The following is a 25,765-nucleotide window of genomic DNA, read 5'->3' on the forward strand; positions in this document are numbered from 1 at the left end:
ACACCCAAATCGAGCACTGAGATTCTTTTATTGCTCGTGTTTTCTCTCTTTAAAATGAAATCAAACTCGCAAACGTTTACCTTGCATTACTAAATGCTGATGAAGGCGACTTTGTCACTTAAAGTTCACGGAAGGCGCATAAAGAATAAGAAATAAGGAAATGAAAAGAAAACAGGGCAAAGCAAACAAGAGGGGATAAAAAAACATCGCGCCGAAGCGCGATGAATAATTATTTAAGATTGAGGACATCTTGCATCGTGTATAAACCGCGTTGATGCTGATTGAGCCATACCGCGGCACGTACCGCCCCTTTAGCAAAGGTATTACGATTAGAGGCCTTGTGTGTGATTTCGACACGCTCGCCAATATCGGCAAACATCGCTGTGTGTTCGCCGACAATGTCCCCCGCTCGAATGGTCGCGAAGCCAATTTCGTCTTTACTCCGCTCGCCAGTGATCCCCTCACGGGCATAAACCGCCACGTCACTAAGCTGGTTACCCATCGCCCCCGCGATCGCTTCACCCATACCTAATGCAGTACCTGATGGTGCGTCCACTTTATGGCGATGGTGCGCTTCAACAATTTCAATGTCGCACTCGTCTCCCATCACTTTCGCCGCCTGCTCAAGCAACTTGAAGACAAGGTTCACACCCACACTGTAGTTGGGCGCCATCACCATCGCTGTCGAGGATGCCGCCTCTTCAATGGTTTGTTTTTGCGCCTCATCAAAGCCGGTGGTACCGATAACCAGTTGCTTACCGACCTCTTGGCACAGCGTTAAATTGGCCAAGGTTGCAGCGGGAGCGGTAAAATCAATCACCACGTCAAAGTCGTCACTGACTTTACGCAAATCGTCCACCACATTGACGCCCAAGCGGCCGATCCCTGCCAGCTCGCCTGCATCGGTGCCGACTAAGCTAGATTCCGGCCTTTCGCTCGCCGCCCCTAATACGGCACCTGGATACTGTGAAACCGCTTGGATAAGGTTGCGCCCCATGCGCCCAGCCGCACCGGCTATGGCAATACGTACCATGATTTTCCCCTTTGTCACTTTGCCAGTTCACTGGCTCCTTCTCGGTAACCCATCACTCTAGCGCGTTCCTTGGCACTTGTATATTGGCGAAAAAAAGGGAAGCACGTGCTCCCCTCCTCGTCTTGATTATCACCCCTAGGTGACTTCTCGAATTTGCAGCTCTTTAGGCACTTCAAAAAACATGTTTTCTTCACGCCCAGCAAGGTTATCAACATGGGTCGCCCCCAGCTGCTTGATCCGCTCGATAATTTGATCCACTAGCTCTTCTGGTGCCGACGCACCGGCCGTGATCCCCACAGTATGCTTGCCTTCAAACCAAGCCGGATCAATATCTTCTGCCGTGTCAGTTAAATAACCTGGCGTTCCCAGTTTTTCGGATAACTCACGCAGACGGTTTGAGTTAGAGCTATTTTTTGAGCCGACAACCACCATCACATCACAGCTTTGCGCTAGATCGCGCACCGCATCTTGACGGTTCTGGGTGGCGTAACAAATGTCGTCTTTGCGTGGTCCTTGGATGTTAGGAAACACCTTACGCAGAGTATCAATCACATCCGCGGTTTCGTCGACCGACAGGGTGGTTTGACTGACATAATGCAGGTTATCCGGATCGCTCACCTCCAAGGTATACACATCCTCTGGGGTTTCGACCAAATACATCCCACCGGTTTCACTGGCGTATTGTCCCATGGTGCCTTCCACTTCAGGGTGGCCGGCATGGCCTATCAGTACCACTTCCATATTCTTACGGCTGGCACGCGCGACTTCCATATGCACCTTGGTCACTAGTGGGCAGGTCGCATCAAACACGGTTAACTGACGCGACTTGGCCTCATTGCGCACGGCCTGAGACACGCCGTGGGCGGAGAAAATCACAATACTGTCATCAGGCACTTCGCTGATCTGCTCAACAAAGATCGCCCCACGCTGCTTTAAGCCTTCCACCACAAAACGGTTATGCACCACTTCATGACGGACATAAATGGGAGGCTGATAGATTTCTAGCGCGCGCTCAACAATACTGATGGCACGGTCAACCCCTGCGCAAAAACCACGGGGGTTGGCAAGTAAGATCTTCATGTGTCCGCCTTTATTGCACACTTATAATTTCAACATCAAAAATGACGGTTTTCCCAGCCAGCGGGTGGTTAAAATCAACCGTGACGGAATCGCCCGTCACTGCCGTCACAATCCCCGGGATCTCCTGTCCTTGCGGCCCACTAAAGGCAATGATCGCCCCTTCTTCTGCGGGCGTTTCTCCACCAAAGTGACGGCGATCCATGTGATGGATGTTATCCGGGTTAGGTTGGCCGAATGCATCCTCTGGTGCCAAGGTGAAGCTGCTCGACTCCCCTTCTTTTAAGCCAAGAAGGCAAGTTTCAAAGTTTTCCGTCAAACTCCCGTCGCCCATTACCAGCTTCGCCGGTTTACCCGCATTGTGGGTGGTATCGGCGACCGAGCCATCTTCAAGTTTGATGGTAAAGTGCATAATGACTTCGCTAGACGCTGTGATTGCTGTCATGATTCATCCTTTTAGAACGTCGCGGTAACGGGGATAGATACGCATCACTCATGTTTGGTCGATGACTGGCCTTGACGAAAACTATCCAAAATAATCAATGCCGCGCCCACGCAAATCGCCGAATCGGCGAGATTAAACGCTGGCCAGTGCGACTGACCGAGATAGAAATCTAGAAAGTCAATCACATAGCCATGCACAAGACGATCAAACAGATTACCCAGGGCCCCGCCAATGATCATTGCATAAGCAATATTGATCATGCGTTTATCGGCCGGGGTATGCCGCATCCAATACGCCAATAACCCGCTCACCCCCAGTGCAATAACACTGAAAAGCCAACGTTGCCAGCCACCCGCATCACTTAAAAAACTGAACGCCGCGCCATGATTGTGCACGTACGTCAGGTTAAAGAAAGGCAATACTTCAATCCGATTCGCAAACCCGTATTCCATGGTTTGCATCACCAGCCACTTGCTGCCGATATCAAGTGCAAAGACCAGTGGCGCCAGCCAAAGCCAGCGCCATCCTGATTGTGAGAGGGAAAGAGTCTGCATCACACAAATTGGCGAGTTTCGCCTTCTCCTGCAATATTGGTCACGCATCGGCCACAGATCTCTTCATGACCTGCAATGGTGCCGACATCAGCAACGTGGTGCCAACAGCGCTCACACTTGGCCGCGCTTGATGCCGCCACTTCTACGGCCAATCCGTCGAGTTCCGTCTGCGTGGCAGACGCTGGCGCGTCACCGGCGACCACAGTTGCTTTCGAGGTCAGCAATACAAAGCGAAGCTCATCACCCATCAAGCGCAGCTTCTCGGCAAAATCAGCGGGAGCATAGAGGGTGACTTCCGCTTCTAATGAGCCACCAATGACTTTTTCATTCCGCGCTTGCTCAAGAGTTTTGTTCACTGCATCACGCACATCAAGCAGTTTCGCCCAGAAAGCCTGATTCAGCACAGCCTGCTGTTCTAGGTCAAACAAGCCGTCATACCAGACTTCGGTGAACACAAACGGGTTACGCTCACCCGGCATTTCATTCCAGATCTCATCGGCGGTAAATGACATAATCGGTGCCATCCAGCGTACCAGTGCTTCTACGATGTGGAACAGCGCCGTTTGACAACTGCGGTGCGCATGGCTGCCTGCTTTGGCGGTGTACTGACGGTCCTTGATGATATCGAGATAGAACGAGCCCATCTCAATCGAGCAGAACTGCATTAAGCGCTGGGTTACTTGGTGGAAGTTACACGCATCATACGCGGCAGTGATCTCTTGTTGCGCTTCGAGGGCGCGGCTCACTGCCCAGCGATCGACCGCCACCAAATCGTCTGGTGCAACCAAGTCAGTTTTAGGATCAAAACCGTGTAGGTTAGCGAGCAAGAAGCGCGAGGTATTACGGATACGACGATAAGCATCAGCACTGCGCTTGAGAATTTCATCCGACACACTGATCTCACCCGTGTAATCGGTTGATGCCACCCACAAACGAAGAATGTCAGCGCCCAGCTTGTTCATCACATCTTGCGGCATGATGGTGTTACCCAGCGACTTCGACATTTTGCGACCGTTACCATCAACGGTAAAGCCATGCGTCAGTACGCGGCGGTAAGGCGCTTGGCCTTTAATTGCCACTGACGTCATCAGCGATGACTGGAACCAGCCACGATGTTGATCCGAGCCTTCCAAGTACATATCGGCTTCTTGACCGTTAAACTCATCACGCTGATTGACCACGGCATAGTGCGTCGCACCAGAGTCAAACCACACATCTAGGGTATCCAAAACTTTCTCATACTGGTCAGCGTCATCGCCTAGCAGTTCGTTTAGATCGAGATCCCACCACGCTTGAATACCGGCTTTTTCTACACGCTGAGCCACCTGCTCAATCAGGTTGAGCGTATCCGGGTGTAGCTCGGAGGTTTCTTTATGCACGAACAGGGCAATGGGTACGCCCCAAGTACGCTGGCGAGAAATACACCAGTCTGGACGCCCTTCTACCATCGACTCAATGCGGCTTTGTCCCCAGTCCGGGATCCACTCAACGTTCTTGATCTCTTGCAACGCTTTGTCACGCAGACCTGCTTTGTCCATGGCAATAAACCATTGCGGCGTCGCGCGGAAAATAATCGGTGTTTTGTGGCGCCAGCAATGCGGGTAGCTGTGCTCATACGCGTGATGATGCAGCAACGCCCCGTGCGTTTTCAGCGCTTCAATCACATTGTCGTTGGCTTTGAACACGTGTTGACCAGCAAACAGTGGCGTATCCGGCAGATAAACACCATTGCTGCCAACCGGGTTAGCGACTTCGAGATCGTATTTTTGTCCTACCACAAAGTCTTCTTGACCATGACCCGGCGCCGTGTGAACCACACCCGTACCGGACTCGGTGGTAACATGATCACCCAGGATCACTGGCACATCAAAGTCGTAAAAAGGATGCTGCACGCGTTGAAGCTCTAGCGCTTCACCTTTACAGAAACCAAGGTTGTGATAGTGCTCAATGCCCGCGCGATCCATCACATCTTTTGCCAGCTCTGCGGCAAGGATCAAGCGCTGTGGCTGGTCACCTTCGACTTGGACTAAGACATATTCCAAGTCCGCCGCGACCGCGACCGCACGGTTCGCCGGCAAGGTCCAAGGGGTGGTGGTCCAGATCACCGCTGACACTGGGCCTTCACCTTGGTGATCGCCAGCTAGGGTAAATACGTTAACCAATGCTTGCTCATCCACCGCGCGGAAAGTCACGTCAATCGACGGTGATGTCTTATCTTGGTACTCAACTTCGGCTTCCGCGAGCGCTGAGCCACAGTCTGTACACCAGTGCACAGGCTTGAAGCCTTTGTGTAGATGGCCATTACCGGCAATTTTACCCAATGCACGGATAATATTGGCTTCGGTATTAAAATCCATGGTCAGGTAAGGCTTATCCCACTCACCTAACACGCCAAGGCGTTTAAAGTCCGCTTTTTGGCCTTCCACTTGTTTGGCGGCATATTCACGGCACTTTTCACGGAACTCGGCGGTAGAAACTTTCTGACCTGGCTTGCCAACTTTTTTCTCTACCATCAACTCGATAGGCAGACCGTGGCAGTCCCAGCCAGGGACGTACGGTGCGTCATAGTCCGCCAGCGTTTTCGATTTAATAATAATGTCTTTGAGAATTTTATTAACAGAGTGACCAATATGAATGTTGCCGTTCGCGTACGGAGGACCGTCGTGCAAAATAAATGTTTTTTTGCCTTTCTTCGCTTGACGGATTGCACCGTAAAGATCTTCATCGTACCAACGCTTGAGCATATCAGGCTCACGCTTAGCAAGATTACCTCGCATCGGAAACGCGGTTTCCGGCAGGTTTAAGGTATCTTTGTAGTCACTCATTGATTATTGATTCCGTATGGAGGTTACACTCTAGACATTATTGGCATCAGCCAGCCACGCACGCGCGGCTGATGCATCTCGTTGAATTTGCATTTTTAACGCGTCTACTGACGCAAATTTGGTCTCGTCACGCAACTTATGTAACAAGCTCACTTCAAGCTGTTTGCCATATAAGTCGAGCGTGTGATCAAAAAGGTGTACTTCGAGTTGCTGGTGCGTGCCGTTGACCGTCGGGCGATGTCCTACATTTGCCACTCCAGGTAATGATTGCCCGTCGATGGCCACCGTTACCGCATAAACACCAGACACAGGTGAAACGCGACGTTTAAGCAACACATTCGCCGTAGGAAAACCAATCGTTCGCCCCAGCTTGCGCCCGTGGGCAACCCGGCCACAAATACTATAAGGACGCCCCAGCATATCGGCCGCGGCTTTCATTTCACCCGCGGAAAGCGCATCACGAATCGCGGTGCTACTCACGCGACGATCACTGACACAAAAGCTTTCAGTGCTGACAACCGCAAAGTCATGCTCTTGTCCGGCTTGCGCTAAACGGGAAAAATCGCCCGCTCGCTTAAGGCCAAAGCGAAAGTCGTCACCCACAACCAGAAACTTAACACCCAATTGATTGACCAACAAGCGGTCCACAAAGGCATCTGGACTCATGGCGGCGAAGGCCGGGGTAAAACTGACGCACAACAACCTATCGACGCCCAGTTTGGCAAGCTGGGTGTATTTATCCCGCAATCGCGATAATCGCGCAGGCGCTTGCTCACCAAGGAATAACTCGAGCGGTTGCGGCTCGAACAGCATCACAGTCGCAGGCAAGTCAAGGGCTCTGGCCTTCTCTACCACTTGACGCAAAACAGCTTGGTGACCTAGGTGGACACCATCGAAATTCCCGATGGTCAGTACACAGCCTCGGTGTTGCGCCCGGATGTTGTGGATGCCTCGAATTAATTCCATCGCCTGCTGACTATTTGAACTATTAAAACTGGCGGATTATATACTAGTCAGCGCCGGCAATCAGCCCTGGATTGATAATCCGCGCTTTCTATCATCCACGGTGTCGAATATCACTCAACCGCACACCGACCAACAAGGCGGTGACAAGATAAAGCGCACCGCCCCCCACAATAAGGCCGCCTAACGTTACGCTTCGCGATAGCAAGGACATAGACACCCATTGAGACAACGCAGGCATCACCAGGTACAACCCGCCGATCATCACGCTCACCGCCAACACGAGTTTGCTAATAAAGCCGAGGGTCGCCCGCGATAACTGATAAATACCTTGTCGGTGTAATCCTTGATAGAGCAGGCCGGCGTTAATCAACGCAGAAAGTGCGGTCGCCATGGCCAGCCCGACATAACTAAACAAGTAAGCAAAAATGGCGTTAAAAACCATGTTACTCACCATGGCAATGACCCCGTACTTAACAGGCGTTTTAGTATCTTGGCGGGCGTAGTAGCCAGGCGCAAGGACCTTAATCACCATAAAGTTGACCAAACCACACGCATAGGCCATCAAGGATAAACTCGCCGCCTCTACGTCGGGGACGCCAAACTCACCCCGCATAAAGAGCACCATCAACATCGGTTTGGCCAGCACGATCAACCCCGCCATCGCCGGGATCCCAAGGAGCAACACCATACGTACCCCCCAGTCCATGGTGGCGGAAAATTGCTGAGGCGATTGATCCACATGCTTTTTCGATAACGCAGGGAGAATAACGGTGGCGATGGCGATGCCAAACAAACCGAGCGGAAACTCAAGCAAACGATCAGAGTAATACAGCCAACTGATCGATCCTGTCATCAAGAAACTGGCGATAAAGGTATCGAATAATAGGTTAATTTGGCTCACCGAGACCCCGAAAAGCGCCGGAATCATTAGCTGACGTATTTTCACTACCCCAGGATGACGCCATCCCCATTTAGGTTTGACCAACATGCCTTCTTGAGCGAGAAAAGGCAGTTGAAATAAAAGCTGAACCGCCCCCCCAACAAAGACACCAATCGCCAGGCCAATTTCAGGTTGGGCAAGATGCGGGGAGAGCCCTATCGCCGCCGCGATAATCGCGATATTCAAAAAAACAGGGGTGAAGCTCGACACAGCAAACTTGTTTAGCGTGTTGAGTATTGCCCCGGATAAAGCCACAAAGGTAATAAACCACAAATAAGGGAAGGTAATTTTGAGCATCAAGCTGGCAAGCTCGAATTTAGCCCCATCAGGTCGTCCTTCTAACCAATCAACAAACCATCCGGTACCAAACAGCGCCGCTAACACTGGCGAGCCAACCACCCCGAGCAAGGTGACAAGGGTGACCAAGCCACCCAAGGTGCCCACCACATTCGCCACCAGCTCACGCGATTGTGCGCGCGTGTCATCTTCTTTGTCGAGCGCTTGATATTCGGTTAATACGGGCACAAACGCTTGTGAGAAGGCCCCTTCCGCGAACAAACGGCGCAGAAAATTCGGAATTTTGTTGGCGAAAAAGAACACATCGGCGGCCGCTCCTGCCCCCATCAAATTCGCGATCACCACATCACGAACCAACCCTAAAACACGGGACACCAAAGTCATGGTGCTCACGATGAGCCCAGAGCGTAAAAGTCGCTTACTCACGGTTACCTCTTGAAAACACGTGCCCAATGCGCGTCACTGTCGCGCCTTTATTGTTTCTTTCCGCTGTCGCGCCATCGCTGACATCGATAAGAAATGGAAATATAGGTGACGTCGGGGCTGAAATGCTGATAGAATCAGCCGCCATATTAACTGTGATAACCCCGCAGCGCCAACACATCGTTGGAGCGGCGGATCTTTGCACAAATGAATTGACAATAGAGGTAAAAAGAGGCATAGTCCTCCGCCTTGAAATGTCACCGAACAAAAAGATTTGGGAGTTAGACCCTTGGCGAATATCAAATCTGCTAAGAAGCGTGCGATCCAGTCTGAGAAGCGTCGCCAGCACAACGCAAGCCGTCGCTCTATGATGCGCACCTATATGAAGAAAACTGCTTCAGCTATCGCTGCAGGCGACAAAGAAGCGGCAACCGCTGCTTTTGCACAAGTTCAGCCTATTCTTGATCGTTCAGCCACCAAAGGCCTGATCCACAAGAACAAAGCCGCTCGTTACAAAGCAGCATTTGCAGCACAAATTAAAGCGCTGTAATTTTGCTCTTTGCAAAGAGATAAAAAAAACCGGCCTCGGCCGGTTTTTTTATGGCTTAAGGATTGGGTGAATCCACGGTTTCCTTACAATACAGATCATGTAGTAACTGGATAACCGCCTCGACTTCATCACTTTTTAGCGAGTAATACACGGTTTGCGCTTCTTTACGCGTGGCCACCAGGCCATCTTTACGAAGCCAAGCAAGGTGTTGAGACAGCGCCGACTGGCTTAGAGGCACGCGATCTACGAGCTGCCCCACCGACAACTCTCCTTGCAATAAATAACACAGAATGAATAGGCGTTTCTCGTTAGCCATGGCCTTGAGCAAGTTTACCGCCTTCGGCCCATTCTGCTGCATACGGGCTAAATCCATTCAACTTCCATCATTGATTAATACTCATTGCCGTGAGTCTAGCACGATCTTTATGTCAGCTTGTAACTAAACAAATAAGCGACTGTAATCTGCCTCACAAATCCGCTTGACCGCTGGGTGCTGGATCATCCGCTCAGCGAATATCACATAGTATTCTTCTTTAACCGCGCTCAGCTCAACAATTTGCACCGCCTGTCCCAACCGGGTCACTTCTTCAGCATACGTGGTGGGCGCAATGAATAGTGCCTGATGACTAATGCCAAATGCTTTCATCAGTGCAGAGTCATCAAACTCACCCAGTATGTTGGGCACGATGCCTTGTTGATCAAACCACTGTGTGAGTTTTCGTCCCATAGCGGTTGCTTTGCTCGGCATCAATATTTTTTGCGTGGCAAGACGGATAGGTAGCGGCACATCGGGGGGCTCTGCGGGATTAGAGGAATACAAACTCATGCTACTCTCACCAAGCTTGACGCTAAATAACCCCGCCTGTTGCGTGGAATCGACTGGGCAGTCGGACAAGATCATATCCAATTTATGCTGAGAAAGCTGTTCGAGTAGCATCTCGTGCGTCGATTCAAAACAACGTAGGTGGATGGCATTATCGTTCGGGATAGCGTGAAGCAAGATTTGACTGATCAAACGCTTAGATAAGGCATCAGCCACCCCTACATCAAATAAGATGTTTTCTTGTTGGCTATAGTTAACAATATCCAGCATCTCATAACTCAAGCCAAACATACGGTCCGCATATTGAAAAACGAGCTGACCCAGTTCGGTGGGCTCAACATAACGGCCATTGCGTTTAGTCAGCTTGCCATTTAAGCGCTGTTCCAGCGCTCGGATTTGCCCTGTCACGGTTTGTGGTGTTAAACAAAGTTTGTCCGCCCCTTGGGTGATAGAACCTTGCTTGCAGACCATCCAAAAATAGTAAAGGTGGTTGTAGTTTAGGTGAGCCATGCTGATTGATAAAAAAACGCCAGAGTGGCAGCTTACGCTGCCCCTCTGGCGCCTTCAAGTTCCATGCACGTTTTAGTCTTTCACATCATCTTTATCGAGCGGCTTTCTCACCCGCTCTCCAGCACGATGCTCTAACGCACGCTCCGAAAAGCTCGACCCATTTTCGACTTTATCTGTGTCGTTTAATGAGGCCTTCATCGCTTTTCCATCTGCCACGCCCGCTAAGTAGGCTTGGCACACGTCGCTGTTATCCTTTTCTCCGTGGCAGTACATCTCTTGGTTCGCCGCCATGGCAGAGCCAGAGACGGCAACCAGGCTAGTAATCAATGCTAGTGTCGCCTTCTTCATACTCGTCTCCTCGTTCATCAGCAAGCGCGCTGGCTGGGGGCAATGCAAAGTGCAAGACCGCATAACCAATCACCGCGGCCAAGGTTGATCCTATCAAGATCCCCAGACGAGAGAGTGTGACGAACTCGCCATTCACACCGACAAAGGCCAGTGACGAGATAAAAATCGACATGGTAAAACCAATACCACAAAGCACTGACACCGCGAAGATGTGGGTGAAATTCACACGTGCTGGTAATTTGGCAATGCCTAGTTTCACCGCTGCCCAGCTAAAGCTAAAGATACCCAAAGGCTTACCAATCAGCAGACCTAGAGCGATACCTAGCGGCAACATTTCAGTTAAGTTGGCCAAAGAGACGCCATCCAAAGACACCCCGGCATTGGCAAAGGCGAAGATAGGCAGGATCAAATACGACACATAAGGATGCAGGGCGTGCTCCATTTTTTTCAACGGTGATGGGTCATCATCCGTTTTCCCCTTAAGTGGGATAGCAAAACCAAGCACCACACCGGCAAGGGTCGCGTGAACACCTGACTGCAGAACACTGAACCATAGCAGCAAGCCGACCACCACATAGGCAGTGATACTGGTGACTTTGCGCATATTCATCGCCACCAAGACCAAGGTAGCCGCAAATGCGCCCGCTAAAGCAACCACAGACAAATCACTGCTGTAGAACAGTGCAATGATCACTATTACGCCAAGATCGTCAATAATCGCTAACGCGAGCAAGAAGACCTTTAACGCCAAAGGGACACGATTACCCAGCAATGCTAAGACGCCGAGGGCAAAGGCAATATCGGTCGCAGCCGGGATCGCCCATCCCGATACCGCGAGTGGATCGCCCCAGTTAAAGGCGAGGTAAACCAATGCGGGTGCGAGCATACCCCCAATGGCGGCGACCGCCGGGAAGGTCGCTTTATCTTTCGAGTTTAAGGCACCTTGCACCAACTCACGCTTCACTTCCAAACCAATCAGCAGGAAAAAAATCACCATCAAGCCGTCGTTGATCCAATGACCAACCGATAAACCGGCTATATAGGTATGAAGGGTGCTGTCATATAAAGGCTGTAGATCCGAGTTCGCTACGAACATCGCCAATACCGCCGCAATAATCAGCACAATACCTCCTGCGGATTCCATTTTCAGAAACTGACGAATGACATCAGTCATTTAAGCACTCCATACAAAAAAAGTGGATTTCCGTAGTCTAGTCAGCCAGACCACTTTTAGAAAAATCGTTTGTTCTGATAGTAAACATCGGGAAAACCGATATGAAAACTAACTTACCATTGATTTATTCGCAGTCTAATCTTTTTTTACCTTGTTAACCGCCCTGCTTCTAGCATAGTGCCATCGAGCGCGCGCCTGTTACATTTTTTTACGCGGATTTTTTTACGGCACCGAACGGTCACAAATAATACTTAAAATCAGCAAGCTAACTGACGCGAATTCCACTGATAACCTCGTCCAGATCGGATTTTCAAACCACTGCAGTATTTGTGTCATATTTCTGAAATATTACCTTCTTACTATCGCCGCAGATTTTTGCTTTGACACTAAACTGACATCGAACTGTCACGGAGATATCTTATGACTCCCCATGCTACAGCGGTAGAGGCAACCCAGAGCTCCTCAAATTGGTTCCGTTGGACCAAGCTTGCCGTCATGCTTTACCTCCTACTGGTGGCCGTTGCCATGGTAGGAAGCGGCTTTAAATGGGCCGTTGGCGACGAAGCTAAGACGCTCTTTGCGTTTGCCTCTCATCCCGTAGCTGGCTTAATGATTGGTATTGTTGCTACCGCATTGATCCAATCGTCAAGTACAGTCACCTCAATTATAGTTGGCTTAGTCGCGGGTGGCCTCCCCGTTGAAGCGGCCATTCCGATGGTCATGGGGGCGAACGTAGGCACCTCGGTCACCAACACCATCGTCAGCCTTGGTCATGCCCGCTGTAAGGTGGAGTTCAGTCGCGCATTTAGCTGCGCCACCGTTCATGATTTCTTCAACCTGTTCGCCGTGGCTATCTTCCTGCCATTAGAGATGGCGTTCGGTTTGCTGAACAAGATTTCCGAGTGGTTGGTTTCACCGCTGACGCAAGCCAGTGACATGAGCATTAAAGGGTTGAACTTTGTTAAGCCGCTGACAAAACCCGTGGTTAACGCGGTGCAATCACCGCTTGAAGCCGCCCTGCCTGGTAACATTGGTGGCGCTATCATGATTGTCATGGGGATTGCTGCCATCGTGATTGCGATCACCATCATGGGCAAAGTGATGAAAAAGCTGATGGTCGGTCGTGCCAAAGACATGCTGAAAAACGCGATTGGTCGTGGCCCGCTGCATGGCATTTTCTCAGGCTCTGTGGTCACTGTTTTAGTGCAGTCTTCATCGACAACCACCAGCTTAATGGTGCCGCTGGTCGGCTCAGGCGTGTTGAAAGTCCGTGATATTTACCCATTCACCTTGGGCGCCAATATCGGTACCTGTATCACTGCCTTACTCGCCGCCACGGCGGTTACCGGTGAGTTTGCTGTCTTTGCTCTGCAAATTGCACTGGTGCACTTAAGCTTCAACATTCTGGCGACGACCCTGATTTTCGGTATTCCGTTCTTGCGTGAGTTACCACTTAAAGGCGCCGACTGGCTCGGTAAGTTGGCTGCTAAATCTAAAGTCGCCGTGCTCGCATATATCAGCCTTGTCTTTGTTGTCGTGCCAGGAAGCATCGTGCTGTTATCTCAGTAATCTTCCTGCCACCCCCGAAAAAAACCACCGTCTAAACGGTGGTTTTTTTATTGGTTCAACGGCACTGGAGCTCGCTGCGTATCGCGAACCCGCGACATCATTAAATGGCGATCGGTGCTTTAATGGTCGGGTGTGGGTCGTATCCCTCAATCTCAAAATCATCAATTTGATAATCGAAAATAGACGCCGGTTTACGCTTGATCACCAAGCGAGGCAGCGCACGTGGTTCACGTTTAAGTTGCTCGTAAACAATCTCGTCGGTTAAATGGTTGTGATAAAGATGCACGTCACCAAAGGTATGGACAAAATCACCCACCGCTAAATCGCATTGTTGCGCAATCATGTGAGTGAAAAGCGCATAGCTGGCAATGTTAAACGGCACTCCCAAGAAGTAATCGGCGCTGCGCTGATATAACTGGCAGGAAAGCTTGCCATCGGCCACATAGAACTGGAACAAACAATGACAAGGCGCTAAGGCCATCTTGCCTTGTTCGGCGTTCTCTGTTGGGCTTATCGACTCATCAGGCAAGTCAGCAGGGTTCCAAGCGGTAATGATATGACGACGTGAATTAGGTTTCGTTTTAATTTGCTCGATCAGTTGTTCGATTTGATCCACGGTCGAGCCATCAGGACACGCCCAAGATCGCCACTGCGCACCATACACAGGCCCCAAATCACCGCTTTCGGTTGCCCACTCATCCCAGATACGCACTTTATTATCTTGCAAATACTGCACGTTAGTATCGCCGTTAAGAAACCATAAAAGCTCATGGATAATGGCGCGCGTGTAGAGTTTCTTGGTAGTCAGTAGCGGAAAGCCAGCGGCGAGATCAAACCGCAGTTGCCGACCAAACACAGACCGTGTTCCCACGCCAGTGCGATCCCCTCTATCCGTCCCATTATCGAGAATATCCTGCATCAAAGCCTGATACTGCTTCATAGTGTTTCCTATCATTGGCCAAACGAACAAAAGGCACCGCTGAGGTGCCTTGGTGGTTCACTTACTATAACCGATTCGCGCTATTCGGTCACTTGGCGGGTTGGCGACGGTACGCCCATCCCACCATCACAGCCCCCGCAATGATCATCGGTAATGACAACAGTTGCCCCATGCTGAAAATGCCGGCAAACAAGCCTAGGTGCGCATCAGGCTCACGGAAATACTCCACAATAAAGCGGAACGTCCCGTAGCCTGTCAAGAAAAGCCCTGATACTGCGCCCATCGGGCGCGGCTTTTTGATATAGAGGTTGAGAATGATAAACAGGGCGACACCTTCTAGCGCAAACTCATAAAGCTGTGAGGGGTGCCGCGGCCAAGGGCCACCACTTGGGAATACCATCGCCCACGGGACATCTGTCACCCGCCCCCAAAGTTCACCATTGATAAAATTCCCTAGGCGACCTGCGCCCAGTCCAAAGGGTACCAGCGGCGCGATAAAGTCGGCGACGGTAAAAAAGTGACGCTGCGTTTTACGCGCGTACCACACCATGGCGGTGATCACACCCAGCAAGCCCCCGTGGAAGGACATGCCACCTGTCCACACTTTGAATAAAAACAGCGGATCGGCAACAAAGGCATCAAATTGATAAAATAGGACGTAGCCAATGCGTCCCCCGAGCACGACCCCCAAAAAGCCAGCAAAAAGGAGATCGCTGACTTCTTCTTTGCTCCAACCGCTATTCGGTTTGGCCGCACGATGATTCGCCAGCCATAAGGCGAACACAAAGCCCAGTAAATACATTAAGCCGTACCAACGCACGGCTACCGGACCAAGTTCAAATAAGATGGGGTCGATTGACGGAAAGGTAATGTAGCCTTCGGCCATGAATGGGATCCTTTATTTCAACAACATGCTGACGCCGACGATAACAAGAAAGACGGCAAAAATACGTTTTATTTGCGCTGTGGGTAGCCTCACCGCCAGTTGGGCACCGACCCGTGTCATCCACACCGACGTTGACACGACGCCGAGCAGCGCAGGCAAATACAAATATCCGACACTGAGCGCGGGCAAGGGTTCCGTTTGACGCCAACCCAACCACACAAAACTTACCATGCCACCCAGCGCCAACACCGCGCCCCCCGCCGAGGCACTGCCAATAGCTTGGTGCATACTGACGCCGCGCCAATGCAGGTATGGGACGGTAAAAGAGCCGCCCCCAATGCCCGCTAAGCTCGAGAGTGTCCCGATCAGTGTGCCCGCAAAGGACAGTCGCAGCCAATGCGGTAAAGGGCGCGCGCGATAGGGACGCCGATTGAGCGACATTTGTAGCGCCATGGCAAGCACTATCACGCCAAACAGGCGAGGCAACCAGTCGTGTGGTAGCCGATCCGCCAGCCCAGCCCCCAAGATGCCGCCCAGCATCATACCAGGGACGAGCGCTTTAACCGCCTCAAGGTGAACATTCCCCAGACGAAAATGGCGCCAAGCAGAGGCGCTTGAGGTCAGTACAATGGTGGCAAGTGAGGTGGCGAGCGCGATAGGCATCACCACAGTGGGCGCAATACCAAACACGGGAAGCAAGAAGGTAAGAGCGGGCACCACGACTAAGCCCCCACCAATGCCCAGCAGGCCAGATAAAGTCCCTACACAGGCCCCCAGCAGCATACACACCACAAACAGCAGCACGGTTAAGCTGGTGATCATCGCATTTGTCCGATTTTGACCAACGCCTCTAACCCTTGCGCGGCGAGAAAGGCTTCAGTCGCGGTGCGGATCTCGCTTGGGTGATCCAGCGTCAACACCTGATTGGCCAGCATGACCAAGCGCTCATGGGGTAAGCGGCTTAGCAAGTATTTAATTTTGGCCACGTTGCGGGTGTTCATACTCAGTTGGTGGTACCCCAAGCCCACCAATAATGAGGCCCCCACCGGATCGCCGGCTAGCTCACCACACACACTGACAGGTAATTGATGACGCGTTCCCACCGCGGCAATCGACGCTAATGCGTGTAATACCGAGGGATGCAAAGCATCAAAAATATCAGCCACGCGCGCATTGTTGCGATCAACCGCTAATAGATATTGAGTGAGATCATTGGTGCCGACCGAGAGAAAATCCACATCTCGGGCAATGTTATCAAGCTGATATAAAATAGAAGGCACCTCAACCATGATCCCTAATAAAGGAATGTTGAGACTCTGCCCGGCGTGCTGGGCCTCTTGGCTGACCTCTTGATAAGCTCGGCTAATGAGCGCTTTTGCCTCCAGTAGCTCGTTACGTCCCGAGATCATGGGTAACAATAGCTTTAAATTATTGAGGCCGATACTGGCACGTAACATCGCACGTACCTGAATTAAGAAGATATCTGGATGATCGAGGGTAAAGCGGATCCCCCGCCAGCCTAAAAACGGGTTGTCCTCTTCAACACTTAAATACGGTAATGGTTTATCGCCGCCAATATCCAAGGTGCGCATCACCACAGGTTTATCGGGATAACTGGCAAGAATCGCACGGTATTGTTTGACCTGCTCGTCTTCAGAGGGAAAACGGCGCTGCATTAGAAACGGGACTTCCGTACGAAAGAGCCCAACCCCATCAACCCCTTGATTGATCGCAATTTGGCTATCCGCGCTTAAGCCGGCATTCAAATGCACTTCAACACGTGTGCCATCCTGAGTTTGTCCCGGGGCCGCCAGTGCGCTCTCAAAGGTAGATTGCAGGCTCGCTTCTTCTTGCACCAGGTGCTGGTATTCGTTGATCAATGCCTCAGCGGGCTCGATCATCAACACCCCTTTGTGGCCATCGAGGATCACGGTTTTTTGATGAAGCTTGGCGGGCGAAAAGCTGACGCCCATTACCGCCGGAATCCCCAACGCACGTGCCAAGATAGCCGCGTGTGAGTTCGCCGCCCCTTCTTCGGCGACCACACCCGTCAGTAATGCGCGGGGAATTGACGCTAACATGCCCGCCGTTAACTCTCGCGCCAACAGCACAATGGGCGTCGAAACCGGTGGTGGACTCCCCGCCGGTGCGATTAAAAAGTAAAGCAGCCGCTGTCCTAACTCTTTCACATCGCCGGCACGGGCTTTTAGGTAAGGATCATCCATCGCGGCGAAACGGGCAGAAAAGGCTTCAACCGTTTGTCTTACCGCCCAGGTGGCGGCATCCCCCTGCTGGATCCGCACCGTCATATCTTCACGCAGCATAGGATCGTTAAGCAGATGAACAAACAAATCAAAAATCGCCAGCGCGTCTTTTTGTAGCTCTTTATCAAAGCGTTTACGCAGACGACGAAACTCGGTACTGGCATCGTCAATCGCCGCATCCAGTCTATCGAGTTCACCTTGTGTATCTAGGTGGCAAGCGGGCGCCACCTCTTCAAGCCGCGGTTGGGAGTCATCACACCAAGCTTGTGCGATGCCAATGCCCGGCGACGCAGGCATTCCCTCTAGTAACACCGGTGACGGGGCTCCCTGCCAGCCACCTTGCGCATCGGCATGGGCAAACACCACCGCCAGCTGTGCGGCTAAGGTCACGAGAAAGGACTCTTCGCTCTCATCAAACTGGCGGGGTTGGTGTTGCTGCACCACCAGCACACCCAACACCTTTTTGCGATAAATGATGGGCGTGCCAAGAAAGGATTGAAACGCATCCTCGCCGGTAGAGGGGAAAGGTTTGAACGCAGGATGCTCACGCGCATACGCCAAATTTAAAGGCTCAGCGCGCTCACCTACCACACCGACCAACCCCTCGCCAAATGCCATCGACACTTGTGCACAAGGGTCGAGGCCTTGTGTTGCCATCAGCTCGAACTGTTGGTGTTCGGCATTGGCAAGATAAACGGAGCAGCACTCGGTACGCATCGCCACGCAAGTTTGTTGCACTAAAGTGTGTAACGCCTGCTCAAGATCTGAAGACGCCGCTACACTTTGCACAATATGTCGTAACTGCGTGAGCACCCGATTTCTCCTCTACACTTATCCTCGCTTATGTCGACGTCGAGGTTTGCGTTCTTTAAACGGCATCGCAAGTGGCGCAAACTCTTTCATCGCGCGCCGATACACCTCGCGCTTAAACGCCACCACTTGCCGCACTGGATACCAATAACTCACCCAGCGCCAACCATCAAATTCAGGCGTGCCTCCGCGCGAGACATTGACGCGTGACTCGTCACATTCAAGTTTTAGCAAAAACCACTTCTGCTTTTGCCCAATACACACGGGCTTAGAATCCCAGCGCACCAAGCGTTTGGGTAACTTATAGCGCAGCCAATGTCGACTGGTCCCTAAGATGCGTACATCTTTCTTGGTCAGACCTACCTCTTCGTACAACTCCCGGTACATCGCTTGTTCAGGGCTTTCCCCTTCATCGATGCCACCTTGTGGAAACTGCCACGAATGCTGACCATATCGACGAGCCCAGAGAACTTGACCGTGGCCGTTACAAATTACTATCCCCACATTGGGACGATAGCCATCGCCATCAATCACTGGACGACCTCAATGATAAATCTCTACTGAACCTGATTTTTTCACAAAAAGCGGTAAAGGGTAAACAAACATTGTGGATTGAGCGTTGTTTTTGCGCACTCGTCGTCATCTGAGGATAACTTAACCCCTAACAGGAAGTTATAAACATAGCAATGAGAGTTTGCGCACATTTATTCACGCTTTCTGTGGATAGATTTGTGAAGAAGCCAAGAAAAAGTGTACTTATCGAACGATTCAGGATCTTGCAATGATGTTTAAAATAACCAAATCAACATAAAAAACATTAAAAATCATTTATTTAAAACAAAACCGAAACAACAAGATCTTTTTCGGGATCGAATGATCATCAAATAAACACAGATCGCTCAAAGATCCACCAACAAGAAAATTATCCACACCGATAGCGCAAAAAAGCGCCAAGTTCGCCATTTTTCCCATTTTTACCGCGATTTATGTACTGTATATTTGATCATGAGAGTGAGCTATCCCATCAATCATCCCTCCTCTGTGGATAACCAGAGGAGAAAGAGTAGGATCATCGAAATGGGATCCACTTGCAGCCGATACGGCAGTTCTTGATAATGCACGCTCATCCGTTAACGAGCAGGATCCCAACACAGTGACACCGCCCCCCGCATCCGAGCAGATATTGATGGAACGCGCGCTTGCCCTTGCTGGTTTGACCCTTGGCGAAGTCAGCGAGACACTGTCGATCCCTTGTCCAGCGTCACTCACACGGGAGAAAGGCTGGATTGGCATGCTACTCGAAACCTGCTTGGGTGCCAACGCGGGCAGCAAACCCGAACAAGACTTCGCACACTTAGGTATTGAGCTAAAAACCATTCCCGTTAACCGTGAGGGGAAACCACTGGAAACCACCTTTGTGTGTGTGGCGCCACTCACTGGGATCGCGGGGATACGCTGGGAAAATAGTCATGTGCGGCAAAAGCTATCACGGGTTTTGTGGGTGCCGGTTGAAGGCGAACGCGATATACCGGTATCACAGCGCTGCATTGGCACGCCATTATTATGGTCTCCTAGCCAAGAGGAAGAAGCGCAACTACGCGCCGATTGGGAAGAGTTAATGGATTGGGTGGCTCTCGGTCGCGTGACGGAAATCACCGCCCGCCAAGGTGAGTCGCTCCAACTACGGCCCAAAGCGGCCAACGGTAAAGCCCTGACCGACGCTTTCGGGCCCAGTGGTGAGCCGATCCGTACCTTGCCGCGCGGCTTCTATTTACGCACCCAGTTTACCCACCAGATCTTGCGTCGTTACTTTGTGGATCCGAAATAAGCGTCGATCCGCACGCGTGATAACCCCATCGCTTCGCTTTAAGGGTAACCATCAAAAACGAATGGGCATGTCTTCTCGACAGCCTGGCTCTCCGCCCGTGGCAAACTCATCGTAAGGATCCATCAAGCGCAGTACGCCCTCTTCAATCCCTAACGCTTTAAGTTTTTCTCCCACTTGTCCGACATGATCAAACTGCATCACTTCACCGGTTTGGTCCGAGCGTAAAGGCTCTAATTCATGCTTCACTTCGACTTCGACCGAGTATTTCGCGCCGCCTGCGTGTGCCATCACATAACATTGTGGGCATGAGCGAGGATCCGCGCGCATCCATGCTTTGAGCTGTGAATAGTTCATCTGATTTTCCTCTAGATTACACTTTCTCGTGTCCATCATGCCTAGCAATAACACCGCGCTCAGACCGATACGATCGGACAATCCATTTAGTAATGGTCAATATTTAACCAACTGTCAAGCCACCGCTAAACCGCTTTCGATCATTTTTAAAATTCTCTACTATGGACTGCCATAGGTCGATTGCAGACAAGGAGAAAGGATGCAATACCACCGTTTGCCCCATTCCTCGCTAGAGGTGAGTAAAGTGTGCTTAGGCACCATGACATTTGGTGAGCAAAATAGTGAAGCTGACGCTCATGCGCAGCTCGATCTTGCCTTTGAACGGGGCGTTAATTTTATTGATACCGCAGAAATGTATCCCGTTCCCCCCAGCCAATCCACGCAAGGGTTAACCGAACAGTACATCGGCAGCTGGTTAGAAAAGTCCGGGAAGCGCGATCGTGTTATCCTCGCAACCAAAGTGGCGGGGCCACGCAATGTTCCTTACATCCGTGACAACATGTCGCTTAACCGACGCCATATTCATCAAGCCGTTGAAGATAGCCTGACACGACTAAAAACCGACTATATCGATTTGTATCAAGTGCACTGGCCACAGCGGCACAATAACTGTTTTGGTAAGCTCAATTATCCGTATCAAGATGAACACTCTGGGGTCACCATCCTCGATACCCTGGATGCACTGAATGAACTCGTCCAAGCAGGAAAAATTCGTTATATCGGCGTTTCAAACGAAACGCCTTGGGGCGTGATGCGCTATTTGCATCTGGCAGAGAAGCATGGCCTCACGCGTATCGTTTCTATTCAGAACCCTTATAATTTGCTTAACCGCACCTTTGAAGTCGGTCTGTCGGAAATCAGTCATCATGAAGGGGTGGAATTGCTCGCCTACTCGCCGCTGGCGTTTGGCGCGTTGAGCGGTAAATATTTGCAAGGCGCACGCCCGAAAGGGGCCCGTTGTACACTGCACCAACGCTTCGCACGCTACTTTACCGAGTCAGGGCAAAAGGCCACGCAAGAGTATGTCGATCTTGCCCAGCGCCATGGTCTTGATCCGGCACAAATGGCACTCGCGTTCGTCAATAGTCGTCCTTTTGTCGCCTCTAACATCATTGGCGCCACGACGCTAAAACAGCTAGAGAGTAATCTCGATAGCTTGGATCTGACGCTGAGTGACGATGTGCTTGCTGGTATTGATGAGATCGCTAACCGCTACCCTAACCCCTGCCCTTAGATCGCAAACGGCAGCCCCTTGGGGTTGCCGTCCTGTGTTTTACTCCATACGCCTATTACGCCCGTGTCAATTGCGTCATTTCTTCGCGAACCTGAGGTACAGTTAAGCCAACAATAATTTGAAAGCTATCACCATTACGTACCACGTTTACTGCGCCATGCTCTTGAAAATATTGCGTTTCCGCTACTTTTTCAGGCTCATGTACCTTGATACGTAACCGCGTGGCACAATTGGTGAGCAGGGCTATGTTGTCTTTACCACCTAACCCTTCAATAAACGCGCTCGCTTGTCCACTATCAATCACACCGCTTGATGAATCACTCTGTTGCGCGCCCTTATAGTCGGCTTTGGTATAAAGCTTCGCCTCTGCGCTACCTCGACCAGGGGTGGGAATATCAAACTTCAAAATCAGCGCGCGGAACACCACAAAGTAGATAGCGGTGAAACTCAGGCCGATGAGCACTTGCACAATATAGGTGTCACCATGCAAGCTGCCCAGCGGTAGCCAGTTTTGAAAAATAAAGTCGATAAGCCCAGTCTGAAAATTACCTGAGACACCAAACCAATAGGCAATGGTTGCCATGGTGGCTGCCAATACCGCGTGGAGCGCAAACAATGCCGGCGCGATAAACAAGAAGGTAAACTCAATCGGCTCGGTGATCCCAGTAAGAATGGCCGTCAATGCCGCACCAAGCACCAAGCCAAGCACCATTTTCTTGTTTTCTGGCTTCGCGGTTGCGTAAAGCGCCATAGCAATACCCGTACAACCAAAGACTTTCCCCATGCCAGTCAACATCAAGCCACCTTGCGGGAATTGCTCGGTTAAGGGAGCAGGATTGCTGGCAAAGTTTTGGATATTTTGAATCCAATGGGCCACTGTGCCGCCATCCACCGCTACAGGTCCATAAAATACCGGGCCATAGACAAAGTGATGCAGACCTGTTGGGATCATAATCCGCTCAAGGAAGGTGAACATCCACACCCCGAATGACCCCGCACCGACTAAAAAGGTTTGTAGATTATTAATGCCGTGCTGAATACTTGGCCAGGTAAAACAGGTGATGATCGCCATGAGTACCATGATGGGGAAACTCACAATAACCACCAAGGGTGTGCCACCAAACACTGCCGCCCAGTTTGGTAGTTTTTTGTCGAAGAAACGGTTGTGAACCCAAACGGAGAGGCTAGCAATTACGATGGCGCCCAATAGGTTAGTATCCAAAGTCAGTATACCGCCCACATCAGTAAGCCCACGCTCACCCTCCACATAGTTCACCCCAAGCTCAGGTCCCCAGAACTGTAAAATGCCACCAATCACATAATTAAAGGTGATGTATGACACCAGTGTGGCAAGCACTGCACGCCCGGATGCAGATTTTGCTAGTGCTATCGGTAACCCTACCGCAAACACCAGGGCCATATTTTTAAACACCGCCAACGAGGCTTGGAGAAGGATCGTTGACACTTTTACCCATGCACTGCCTTCCACCGCCCAAGGAAAGAGATCTTGGTTGAGCAGCATCACCGATAAGCCTAATAACATACCGGCTGCAGGAAAGAGGAGCACAGGGACAAACATTGCTGCGCCAAAGCGCTGGATCATATCTTTCATGATGATCGCTCCCAGATGTTGGCCCCAGATGGTCTCTGGGGCATCGTATTATTAATGAAATTGAGGTAGATAGTCGCCGTTCACACGTAAAAGCTCATCGACGATTTGTTGCGCTTTTGGCACATCCACAACGGTTCGGTTGAGCGTGAGCGCATTGACCAGTGTTTGTCGATCCCCGCTAAACCATGCATCCACGACCAGCTTTTCGTAGCCGAGTTGGCCTTCGATCAGTGCTTTTTGGAACGTCGGGATGGTTCCGACCGCAAAACGTTTCGGGCCGTCATTGGTTAACGCGGCCGGCACTTCCACCATGGCATCATTCTGAATATTGGGGATCGCGCCATCGTTTGGCACGATAACCAGATACGTCTCGCCACGGTTATAGGCCAAGGAGGCCGCTACACGCACCATATAGCGCCCATGGATATCTGCATGAAGATGCTCATTAGCGGTAGTGCCCGCGGCAATGATGCGCTCATTCAGGCTAAACACGCGCTTTTCTCGCCCATTGATTACTTGGCGCGCACGCGTATTAGCAATATCTTCTTTTTCCACCATTTTTTCCGGATACAAGTAGTACTGCAGATAAGTATTGGGTAAGTACTCAGGATTGTCTTTCAACATGGTCTGCATGTTTTTAAACGTTGCCTGCCATGAAGGGTCATCGGCAATTTCTGGGTCAACAGCACTGATCCCCTCTTCCAAAATGATGCGTTTAATCTCATCGGTCAGGTCGACCCCATCTCGGTTTCGTACCTTGGTAAACCATCCAAAGTGATTCAGCCCAAAGTATTCCGGCACCAAGTCCCAGATTTCGCAGCCGAGTAATTGCGCATAACTCACCATAATGGCAGCGGGCATGTCGCAGATGTTTAGAATGCGGTTGTCATGAGGAAACTCGCGCTGCAAGGCTTCAGCGACAATGGCGGCTGGGTTGGTATAGTTTAAAATCCAAGCATCCGGAGCAAAGTGACGGATGTCATTCACGAGAGTGATCATGTCTCCTATCGAGCGTAGTCCATACGCCATGCCGCCCGCGCCACAGGTTTCTTGACCGACACAGCCATAAGAGAGTGGAATCTGCTCATCACGCTCACGCATCGGTAACCCACCCGTGCGGATCTGAATAAAGAAGAAATCGGCATCTGAAAATGCGGTTTCTTTATCCGTGGTATAAACAAACTCTTCGACCTCAGGATAAGCCTCGCGCAGCAAGATCTCCGTCGCTTTGGCATTCGAGGCTTGTCTTTGTTCATCAATGTCATAGAAGGTGATTTTGCTTAGCGGAAATGCTTCTTTTTCAGCAATCAAGCTATTGATCATCCCCAATGTATAGGTGCTTCCACCCCCAACGATAGTGAGCTTTTGTGGTTTCATCATCGTGCCTCCTCTTAATATGTATCTTTAATGTATTACATAAATAATACTTTAAGAATACACAAAAGGGCATTTATTGATCGAAGGCACAATGAAAATCTATTTATGTACTTCAAATGTATTATCGATCACAGTTTGTTATGATGGGGAATGCAGCCAAAAGGAGCCGACATGTTGAAACCTCGCTACATGCAAATAGCCGATTTACTCACTGAGCAGATTAAAGATGGCACCCTCACACCGGGCGCGATGATGCCGACTGAGGCCACGCTACAGGCTACCTATGACGTCAGCCGCGTCACCATACGTAAGGCGATGAAGGTGTTGGTTGATAACGATCTGCTTTACCGCGTCCGAGGTAGCGGCAGTTATGTAAAAGCCCCTAAAGCACAGCACAACGCCTTTCAACTGATGGGATTTATCGAAGAGGTCTCCGCACAAGGCAAAACACCCAGCTCAAAAGTGATCGCATTTGAAACGTCACCTTGTAGCCACACCATTGCCAGTAAATTGAACTTGGAGGAAGGGACGTTGATTTATGAAATCCAACGTCTTCGTTTGATTGATGGCGAGCCAGAAATCCTTGAGTGCACCTACCTGCCGGTGGCCATGTTTACCGATCTCAGTATCGAAGTGATGCAAACATCAAAATACGACTATATCGAGCGACATAAGGGGATGCAGATCGCGAAAAGTCGCCAATGTGTCTGGCCAGATAGTACGTCAACCTCACTCGCCGCGCGCCTCAACACCCGGGAAAATACGCCCATATTGCGGGTCGAATCCGTCAGTGAGCTTGTCGACGGGACACCGTTTGAATATACCGTGAACTACTTTCGCTTGCATCAGTACAGCTTTGAATTCATCGCCCACCGCCAAACGCCACAATAATTCGTTACCTGGAGGCGTCTCGGTTGCGTTGTTGG

General features: G+C 50.8%; 24 protein-coding genes. 5 read left to right on the forward strand and 19 right to left on the reverse strand.

Annotation, left to right across the window (positions count from 1 at the left end):
• Positions 1 to 229: 229 nt before the first annotated feature.
• The 7 genes from dapB to murJ all read right to left on the reverse strand — a co-directional run bounded on the left by dapB (position 230) and on the right by murJ (position 8,563).
• Positions 230 to 1,033, reverse strand: coding sequence for a 4-hydroxy-tetrahydrodipicolinate reductase (gene dapB / locus C7A19_RS05605; RefSeq protein ID WP_069362126.1), 804 nt, complete (start codon positions 1,031 to 1,033; stop codon positions 230 to 232).
• Positions 1,034 to 1,168: 135 nt separating this feature from the next.
• Entirely contained in the window at positions 1,169 to 2,113 is a 945-nt protein-coding gene (ispH, locus tag C7A19_RS05610; RefSeq protein ID WP_077458694.1) for a 4-hydroxy-3-methylbut-2-enyl diphosphate reductase, read from the reverse strand.
• Positions 2,114 to 2,123: 10 nt separating this feature from the next.
• A complete protein-coding gene (gene fkpB / locus C7A19_RS05615) occupies positions 2,124 to 2,555 on the reverse strand; it encodes an FKBP-type peptidyl-prolyl cis-trans isomerase (protein WP_069362124.1) in 432 nt (143 codons plus the stop codon).
• Positions 2,556 to 2,599: 44 nt separating this feature from the next.
• On the reverse strand, positions 2,600 to 3,109 hold the full coding sequence (gene lspA, locus C7A19_RS05620; protein ID WP_069362123.1) for a signal peptidase II: 510 nt from the start codon (positions 3,107 to 3,109) through the stop codon (positions 2,600 to 2,602).
• Complete coding sequence (gene ileS / locus C7A19_RS05625; protein WP_116644414.1) at positions 3,109 to 5,934, reverse strand: isoleucine--tRNA ligase; 2,826 nt, start codon at positions 5,932 to 5,934, stop codon at positions 3,109 to 3,111. The genes lspA and ileS overlap by 1 nt, the downstream gene beginning before the upstream one ends.
• A 30-nt stretch (positions 5,935 to 5,964) precedes the next feature.
• Positions 5,965 to 6,900: a bifunctional riboflavin kinase/FAD synthetase gene (ribF, locus tag C7A19_RS05630; protein WP_069362121.1), complete on the reverse strand. Its 936-nt coding sequence runs from the start codon at positions 6,898 to 6,900 to the stop codon at positions 5,965 to 5,967.
• A gap of 91 nt (positions 6,901 to 6,991) precedes the next feature.
• Positions 6,992 to 8,563, reverse strand: a complete 1,572-nt coding sequence (gene murJ, locus C7A19_RS05635; protein WP_077650917.1) for a murein biosynthesis integral membrane protein MurJ — start codon at positions 8,561 to 8,563, stop codon at positions 6,992 to 6,994.
• A gap of 286 nt (positions 8,564 to 8,849) precedes the next feature.
• Between murJ and rpsT the strand changes: the two genes are divergently transcribed.
• Positions 8,850 to 9,110 (forward strand): 30S ribosomal protein S20, encoded by a 261-nt coding sequence (gene rpsT / locus C7A19_RS05640; protein ID WP_046075100.1) that lies wholly within the window; start codon positions 8,850 to 8,852, stop codon positions 9,108 to 9,110.
• 55 nt (positions 9,111 to 9,165) lie between these two features.
• On the opposite strand, the gene C7A19_RS05645 is transcribed toward rpsT, so the two are convergent.
• The 4 genes from C7A19_RS05645 to nhaA all read right to left on the reverse strand — a co-directional run bounded on the left by C7A19_RS05645 (position 9,166) and on the right by nhaA (position 11,965).
• On the reverse strand, positions 9,166 to 9,483 hold the full coding sequence (locus C7A19_RS05645; protein ID WP_069362119.1) for a metalloregulator ArsR/SmtB family transcription factor: 318 nt from the start codon (positions 9,481 to 9,483) through the stop codon (positions 9,166 to 9,168).
• Positions 9,484 to 9,549: 66 nt separating this feature from the next.
• Complete coding sequence (nhaR, locus tag C7A19_RS05650; protein WP_046075098.1) at positions 9,550 to 10,443, reverse strand: transcriptional activator NhaR; 894 nt, start codon at positions 10,441 to 10,443, stop codon at positions 9,550 to 9,552.
• Between the two features lie 72 nt (positions 10,444 to 10,515).
• Positions 10,516 to 10,791 (reverse strand): hypothetical protein, encoded by a 276-nt coding sequence (locus C7A19_RS05655; RefSeq protein WP_116644415.1) that lies wholly within the window; start codon positions 10,789 to 10,791, stop codon positions 10,516 to 10,518.
• Complete coding sequence (gene nhaA, locus C7A19_RS05660) at positions 10,760 to 11,965, reverse strand: Na+/H+ antiporter NhaA (RefSeq protein WP_077522874.1); 1,206 nt, start codon at positions 11,963 to 11,965, stop codon at positions 10,760 to 10,762. The genes C7A19_RS05655 and nhaA overlap by 32 nt, the downstream gene beginning before the upstream one ends.
• Before the next feature lie 420 nt (positions 11,966 to 12,385).
• On the opposite strand from nhaA, the gene C7A19_RS05665 reads away from it, so the two are divergent.
• On the forward strand, positions 12,386 to 13,534 hold the full coding sequence (locus tag C7A19_RS05665) for a Na/Pi symporter (RefSeq protein ID WP_077772283.1): 1,149 nt from the start codon (positions 12,386 to 12,388) through the stop codon (positions 13,532 to 13,534).
• 100 nt (positions 13,535 to 13,634) lie between these two features.
• Here the strand turns inward: C7A19_RS05665 and C7A19_RS05670 are convergent, their stop codons facing one another.
• The 5 genes from C7A19_RS05670 to rppH form a co-directional block, all read right to left on the reverse strand.
• A complete protein-coding gene (locus C7A19_RS05670) occupies positions 13,635 to 14,474 on the reverse strand; it encodes a thymidylate synthase (RefSeq protein ID WP_116644416.1) in 840 nt (279 codons plus the stop codon).
• 88 nt (positions 14,475 to 14,562) lie between these two features.
• Positions 14,563 to 15,360: a prolipoprotein diacylglyceryl transferase gene (lgt, locus tag C7A19_RS05675; RefSeq protein ID WP_077522870.1), complete on the reverse strand. Its 798-nt coding sequence runs from the start codon at positions 15,358 to 15,360 to the stop codon at positions 14,563 to 14,565.
• A 12-nt stretch (positions 15,361 to 15,372) separates the two neighbouring features.
• Positions 15,373 to 16,182, reverse strand: a complete 810-nt coding sequence (locus C7A19_RS05680; RefSeq protein ID WP_069362113.1) for a sulfite exporter TauE/SafE family protein — start codon at positions 16,180 to 16,182, stop codon at positions 15,373 to 15,375.
• Complete coding sequence (gene ptsP / locus C7A19_RS05685) at positions 16,179 to 18,437, reverse strand: phosphoenolpyruvate--protein phosphotransferase (RefSeq protein WP_077458702.1); 2,259 nt, start codon at positions 18,435 to 18,437, stop codon at positions 16,179 to 16,181. Before ptsP ends, C7A19_RS05680 begins: the two co-directional genes overlap by 4 nt.
• An 18-nt stretch (positions 18,438 to 18,455) precedes the next feature.
• The gene (gene rppH, locus C7A19_RS05690; RefSeq protein WP_046075090.1) at positions 18,456 to 18,968 is read right to left on the reverse strand and encodes an RNA pyrophosphohydrolase; all 513 of its coding nucleotides are present in this window, start codon (positions 18,966 to 18,968) and stop codon (positions 18,456 to 18,458) included.
• 619 nt (positions 18,969 to 19,587) lie between these two features.
• Here rppH and mutH point away from each other — a divergent pair.
• Complete coding sequence (gene mutH / locus C7A19_RS05695; RefSeq protein WP_069362111.1) at positions 19,588 to 20,262, forward strand: DNA mismatch repair endonuclease MutH; 675 nt, start codon at positions 19,588 to 19,590, stop codon at positions 20,260 to 20,262.
• A 51-nt stretch (positions 20,263 to 20,313) separates the two neighbouring features.
• Here mutH and C7A19_RS05700 read toward each other — a convergent pair whose 3' ends face one another.
• Positions 20,314 to 20,616, reverse strand: a complete 303-nt coding sequence (locus C7A19_RS05700) for a DUF6482 family protein (protein ID WP_069362110.1) — start codon at positions 20,614 to 20,616, stop codon at positions 20,314 to 20,316.
• Positions 20,617 to 20,815: 199 nt separating this feature from the next.
• Here C7A19_RS05700 and C7A19_RS05705 point away from each other — a divergent pair, with 199 nt between their 5' ends.
• On the forward strand, positions 20,816 to 21,850 hold the full coding sequence (locus C7A19_RS05705) for an NADP(H)-dependent aldo-keto reductase (RefSeq protein ID WP_069362109.1): 1,035 nt from the start codon (positions 20,816 to 20,818) through the stop codon (positions 21,848 to 21,850).
• A 55-nt stretch (positions 21,851 to 21,905) separates the two neighbouring features.
• Here C7A19_RS05705 and C7A19_RS05710 read toward each other — a convergent pair whose 3' ends face one another.
• Both C7A19_RS05710 and C7A19_RS05715 read right to left on the reverse strand, forming a co-directional pair.
• Positions 21,906 to 23,462 carry an alpha-glucoside-specific PTS transporter subunit IIBC gene (locus C7A19_RS05710; RefSeq protein WP_116644417.1) on the reverse strand — a complete coding sequence of 519 codons (1,557 nt, stop codon included), beginning with the start codon at positions 23,460 to 23,462 and terminating at the stop codon, positions 21,906 to 21,908.
• 51 nt (positions 23,463 to 23,513) lie between these two features.
• A complete protein-coding gene (locus C7A19_RS05715) occupies positions 23,514 to 24,842 on the reverse strand; it encodes a 6-phospho-alpha-glucosidase (RefSeq protein ID WP_235614267.1) in 1,329 nt (442 codons plus the stop codon).
• Between the two features lie 168 nt (positions 24,843 to 25,010).
• Between C7A19_RS05715 and C7A19_RS05720 the strand changes: the two genes are divergently transcribed.
• Positions 25,011 to 25,730, forward strand: a complete 720-nt coding sequence (locus C7A19_RS05720; protein ID WP_077459011.1) for a GntR family transcriptional regulator — start codon at positions 25,011 to 25,013, stop codon at positions 25,728 to 25,730.
• The last annotated feature ends 35 nt before the right edge of the window (positions 25,731 to 25,765 follow it).

Source organism: Salinivibrio sp. HTSP (assembly GCF_003390965.1).
Taxonomy (GTDB): Bacteria; Pseudomonadota; Gammaproteobacteria; order Enterobacterales; family Vibrionaceae; genus Salinivibrio; species Salinivibrio kushneri.

Coding starts and splice junctions, on each gene's coding strand:
- dapB (WP_069362126.1), bottom strand. CDS start 1,033: ATGGTACGTATTGCCATAGCCGGTGCGGCTGGGCGCATGGGGCGCAAC.
- ispH (WP_077458694.1), bottom strand. CDS start 2,113: ATGAAGATCTTACTTGCCAACCCCCGTGGTTTTTGCGCAGGGGTTGAC.
- fkpB (WP_069362124.1), bottom strand. CDS start 2,555: ATGACAGCAATCACAGCGTCTAGCGAAGTCATTATGCACTTTACCATC.
- lspA (WP_069362123.1), bottom strand. CDS start 3,109: ATGCAGACTCTTTCCCTCTCACAATCAGGATGGCGCTGGCTTTGGCTG.
- ileS (WP_116644414.1), bottom strand. CDS start 5,934: ATGAGTGACTACAAAGATACCTTAAACCTGCCGGAAACCGCGTTTCCG.
- ribF (WP_069362121.1), bottom strand. CDS start 6,900: ATGGAATTAATTCGAGGCATCCACAACATCCGGGCGCAACACCGAGGC.
- C7A19_RS05645 (WP_069362119.1), bottom strand. CDS start 9,483: ATGGATTTAGCCCGTATGCAGCAGAATGGGCCGAAGGCGGTAAACTTG.
- nhaR (WP_046075098.1), bottom strand. CDS start 10,443: ATGGCTCACCTAAACTACAACCACCTTTACTATTTTTGGATGGTCTGC.
- C7A19_RS05655 (WP_116644415.1), bottom strand. CDS start 10,791: ATGAAGAAGGCGACACTAGCATTGATTACTAGCCTGGTTGCCGTCTCT.
- nhaA (WP_077522874.1), bottom strand. CDS start 11,965: ATGACTGATGTCATTCGTCAGTTTCTGAAAATGGAATCCGCAGGAGGT.
- C7A19_RS05665 (WP_077772283.1), top strand. CDS start 12,386: ATGACTCCCCATGCTACAGCGGTAGAGGCAACCCAGAGCTCCTCAAAT.
- C7A19_RS05670 (WP_116644416.1), bottom strand. CDS start 14,474: ATGAAGCAGTATCAGGCTTTGATGCAGGATATTCTCGATAATGGGACG.
- lgt (WP_077522870.1), bottom strand. CDS start 15,360: ATGGCCGAAGGCTACATTACCTTTCCGTCAATCGACCCCATCTTATTT.
- C7A19_RS05680 (WP_069362113.1), bottom strand. CDS start 16,182: ATGATCACCAGCTTAACCGTGCTGCTGTTTGTGGTGTGTATGCTGCTG.
- C7A19_RS05700 (WP_069362110.1), bottom strand. CDS start 20,616: ATGAACTATTCACAGCTCAAAGCATGGATGCGCGCGGATCCTCGCTCA.
- C7A19_RS05705 (WP_069362109.1), top strand. CDS start 20,816: ATGCAATACCACCGTTTGCCCCATTCCTCGCTAGAGGTGAGTAAAGTG.
- C7A19_RS05710 (WP_116644417.1), bottom strand. CDS start 23,462: ATGAAAGATATGATCCAGCGCTTTGGCGCAGCAATGTTTGTCCCTGTG.
- C7A19_RS05715 (WP_235614267.1), bottom strand. CDS start 24,842: ATGATGAAACCACAAAAGCTCACTATCGTTGGGGGTGGAAGCACCTAT.
- C7A19_RS05720 (WP_077459011.1), top strand. CDS start 25,011: ATGTTGAAACCTCGCTACATGCAAATAGCCGATTTACTCACTGAGCAG.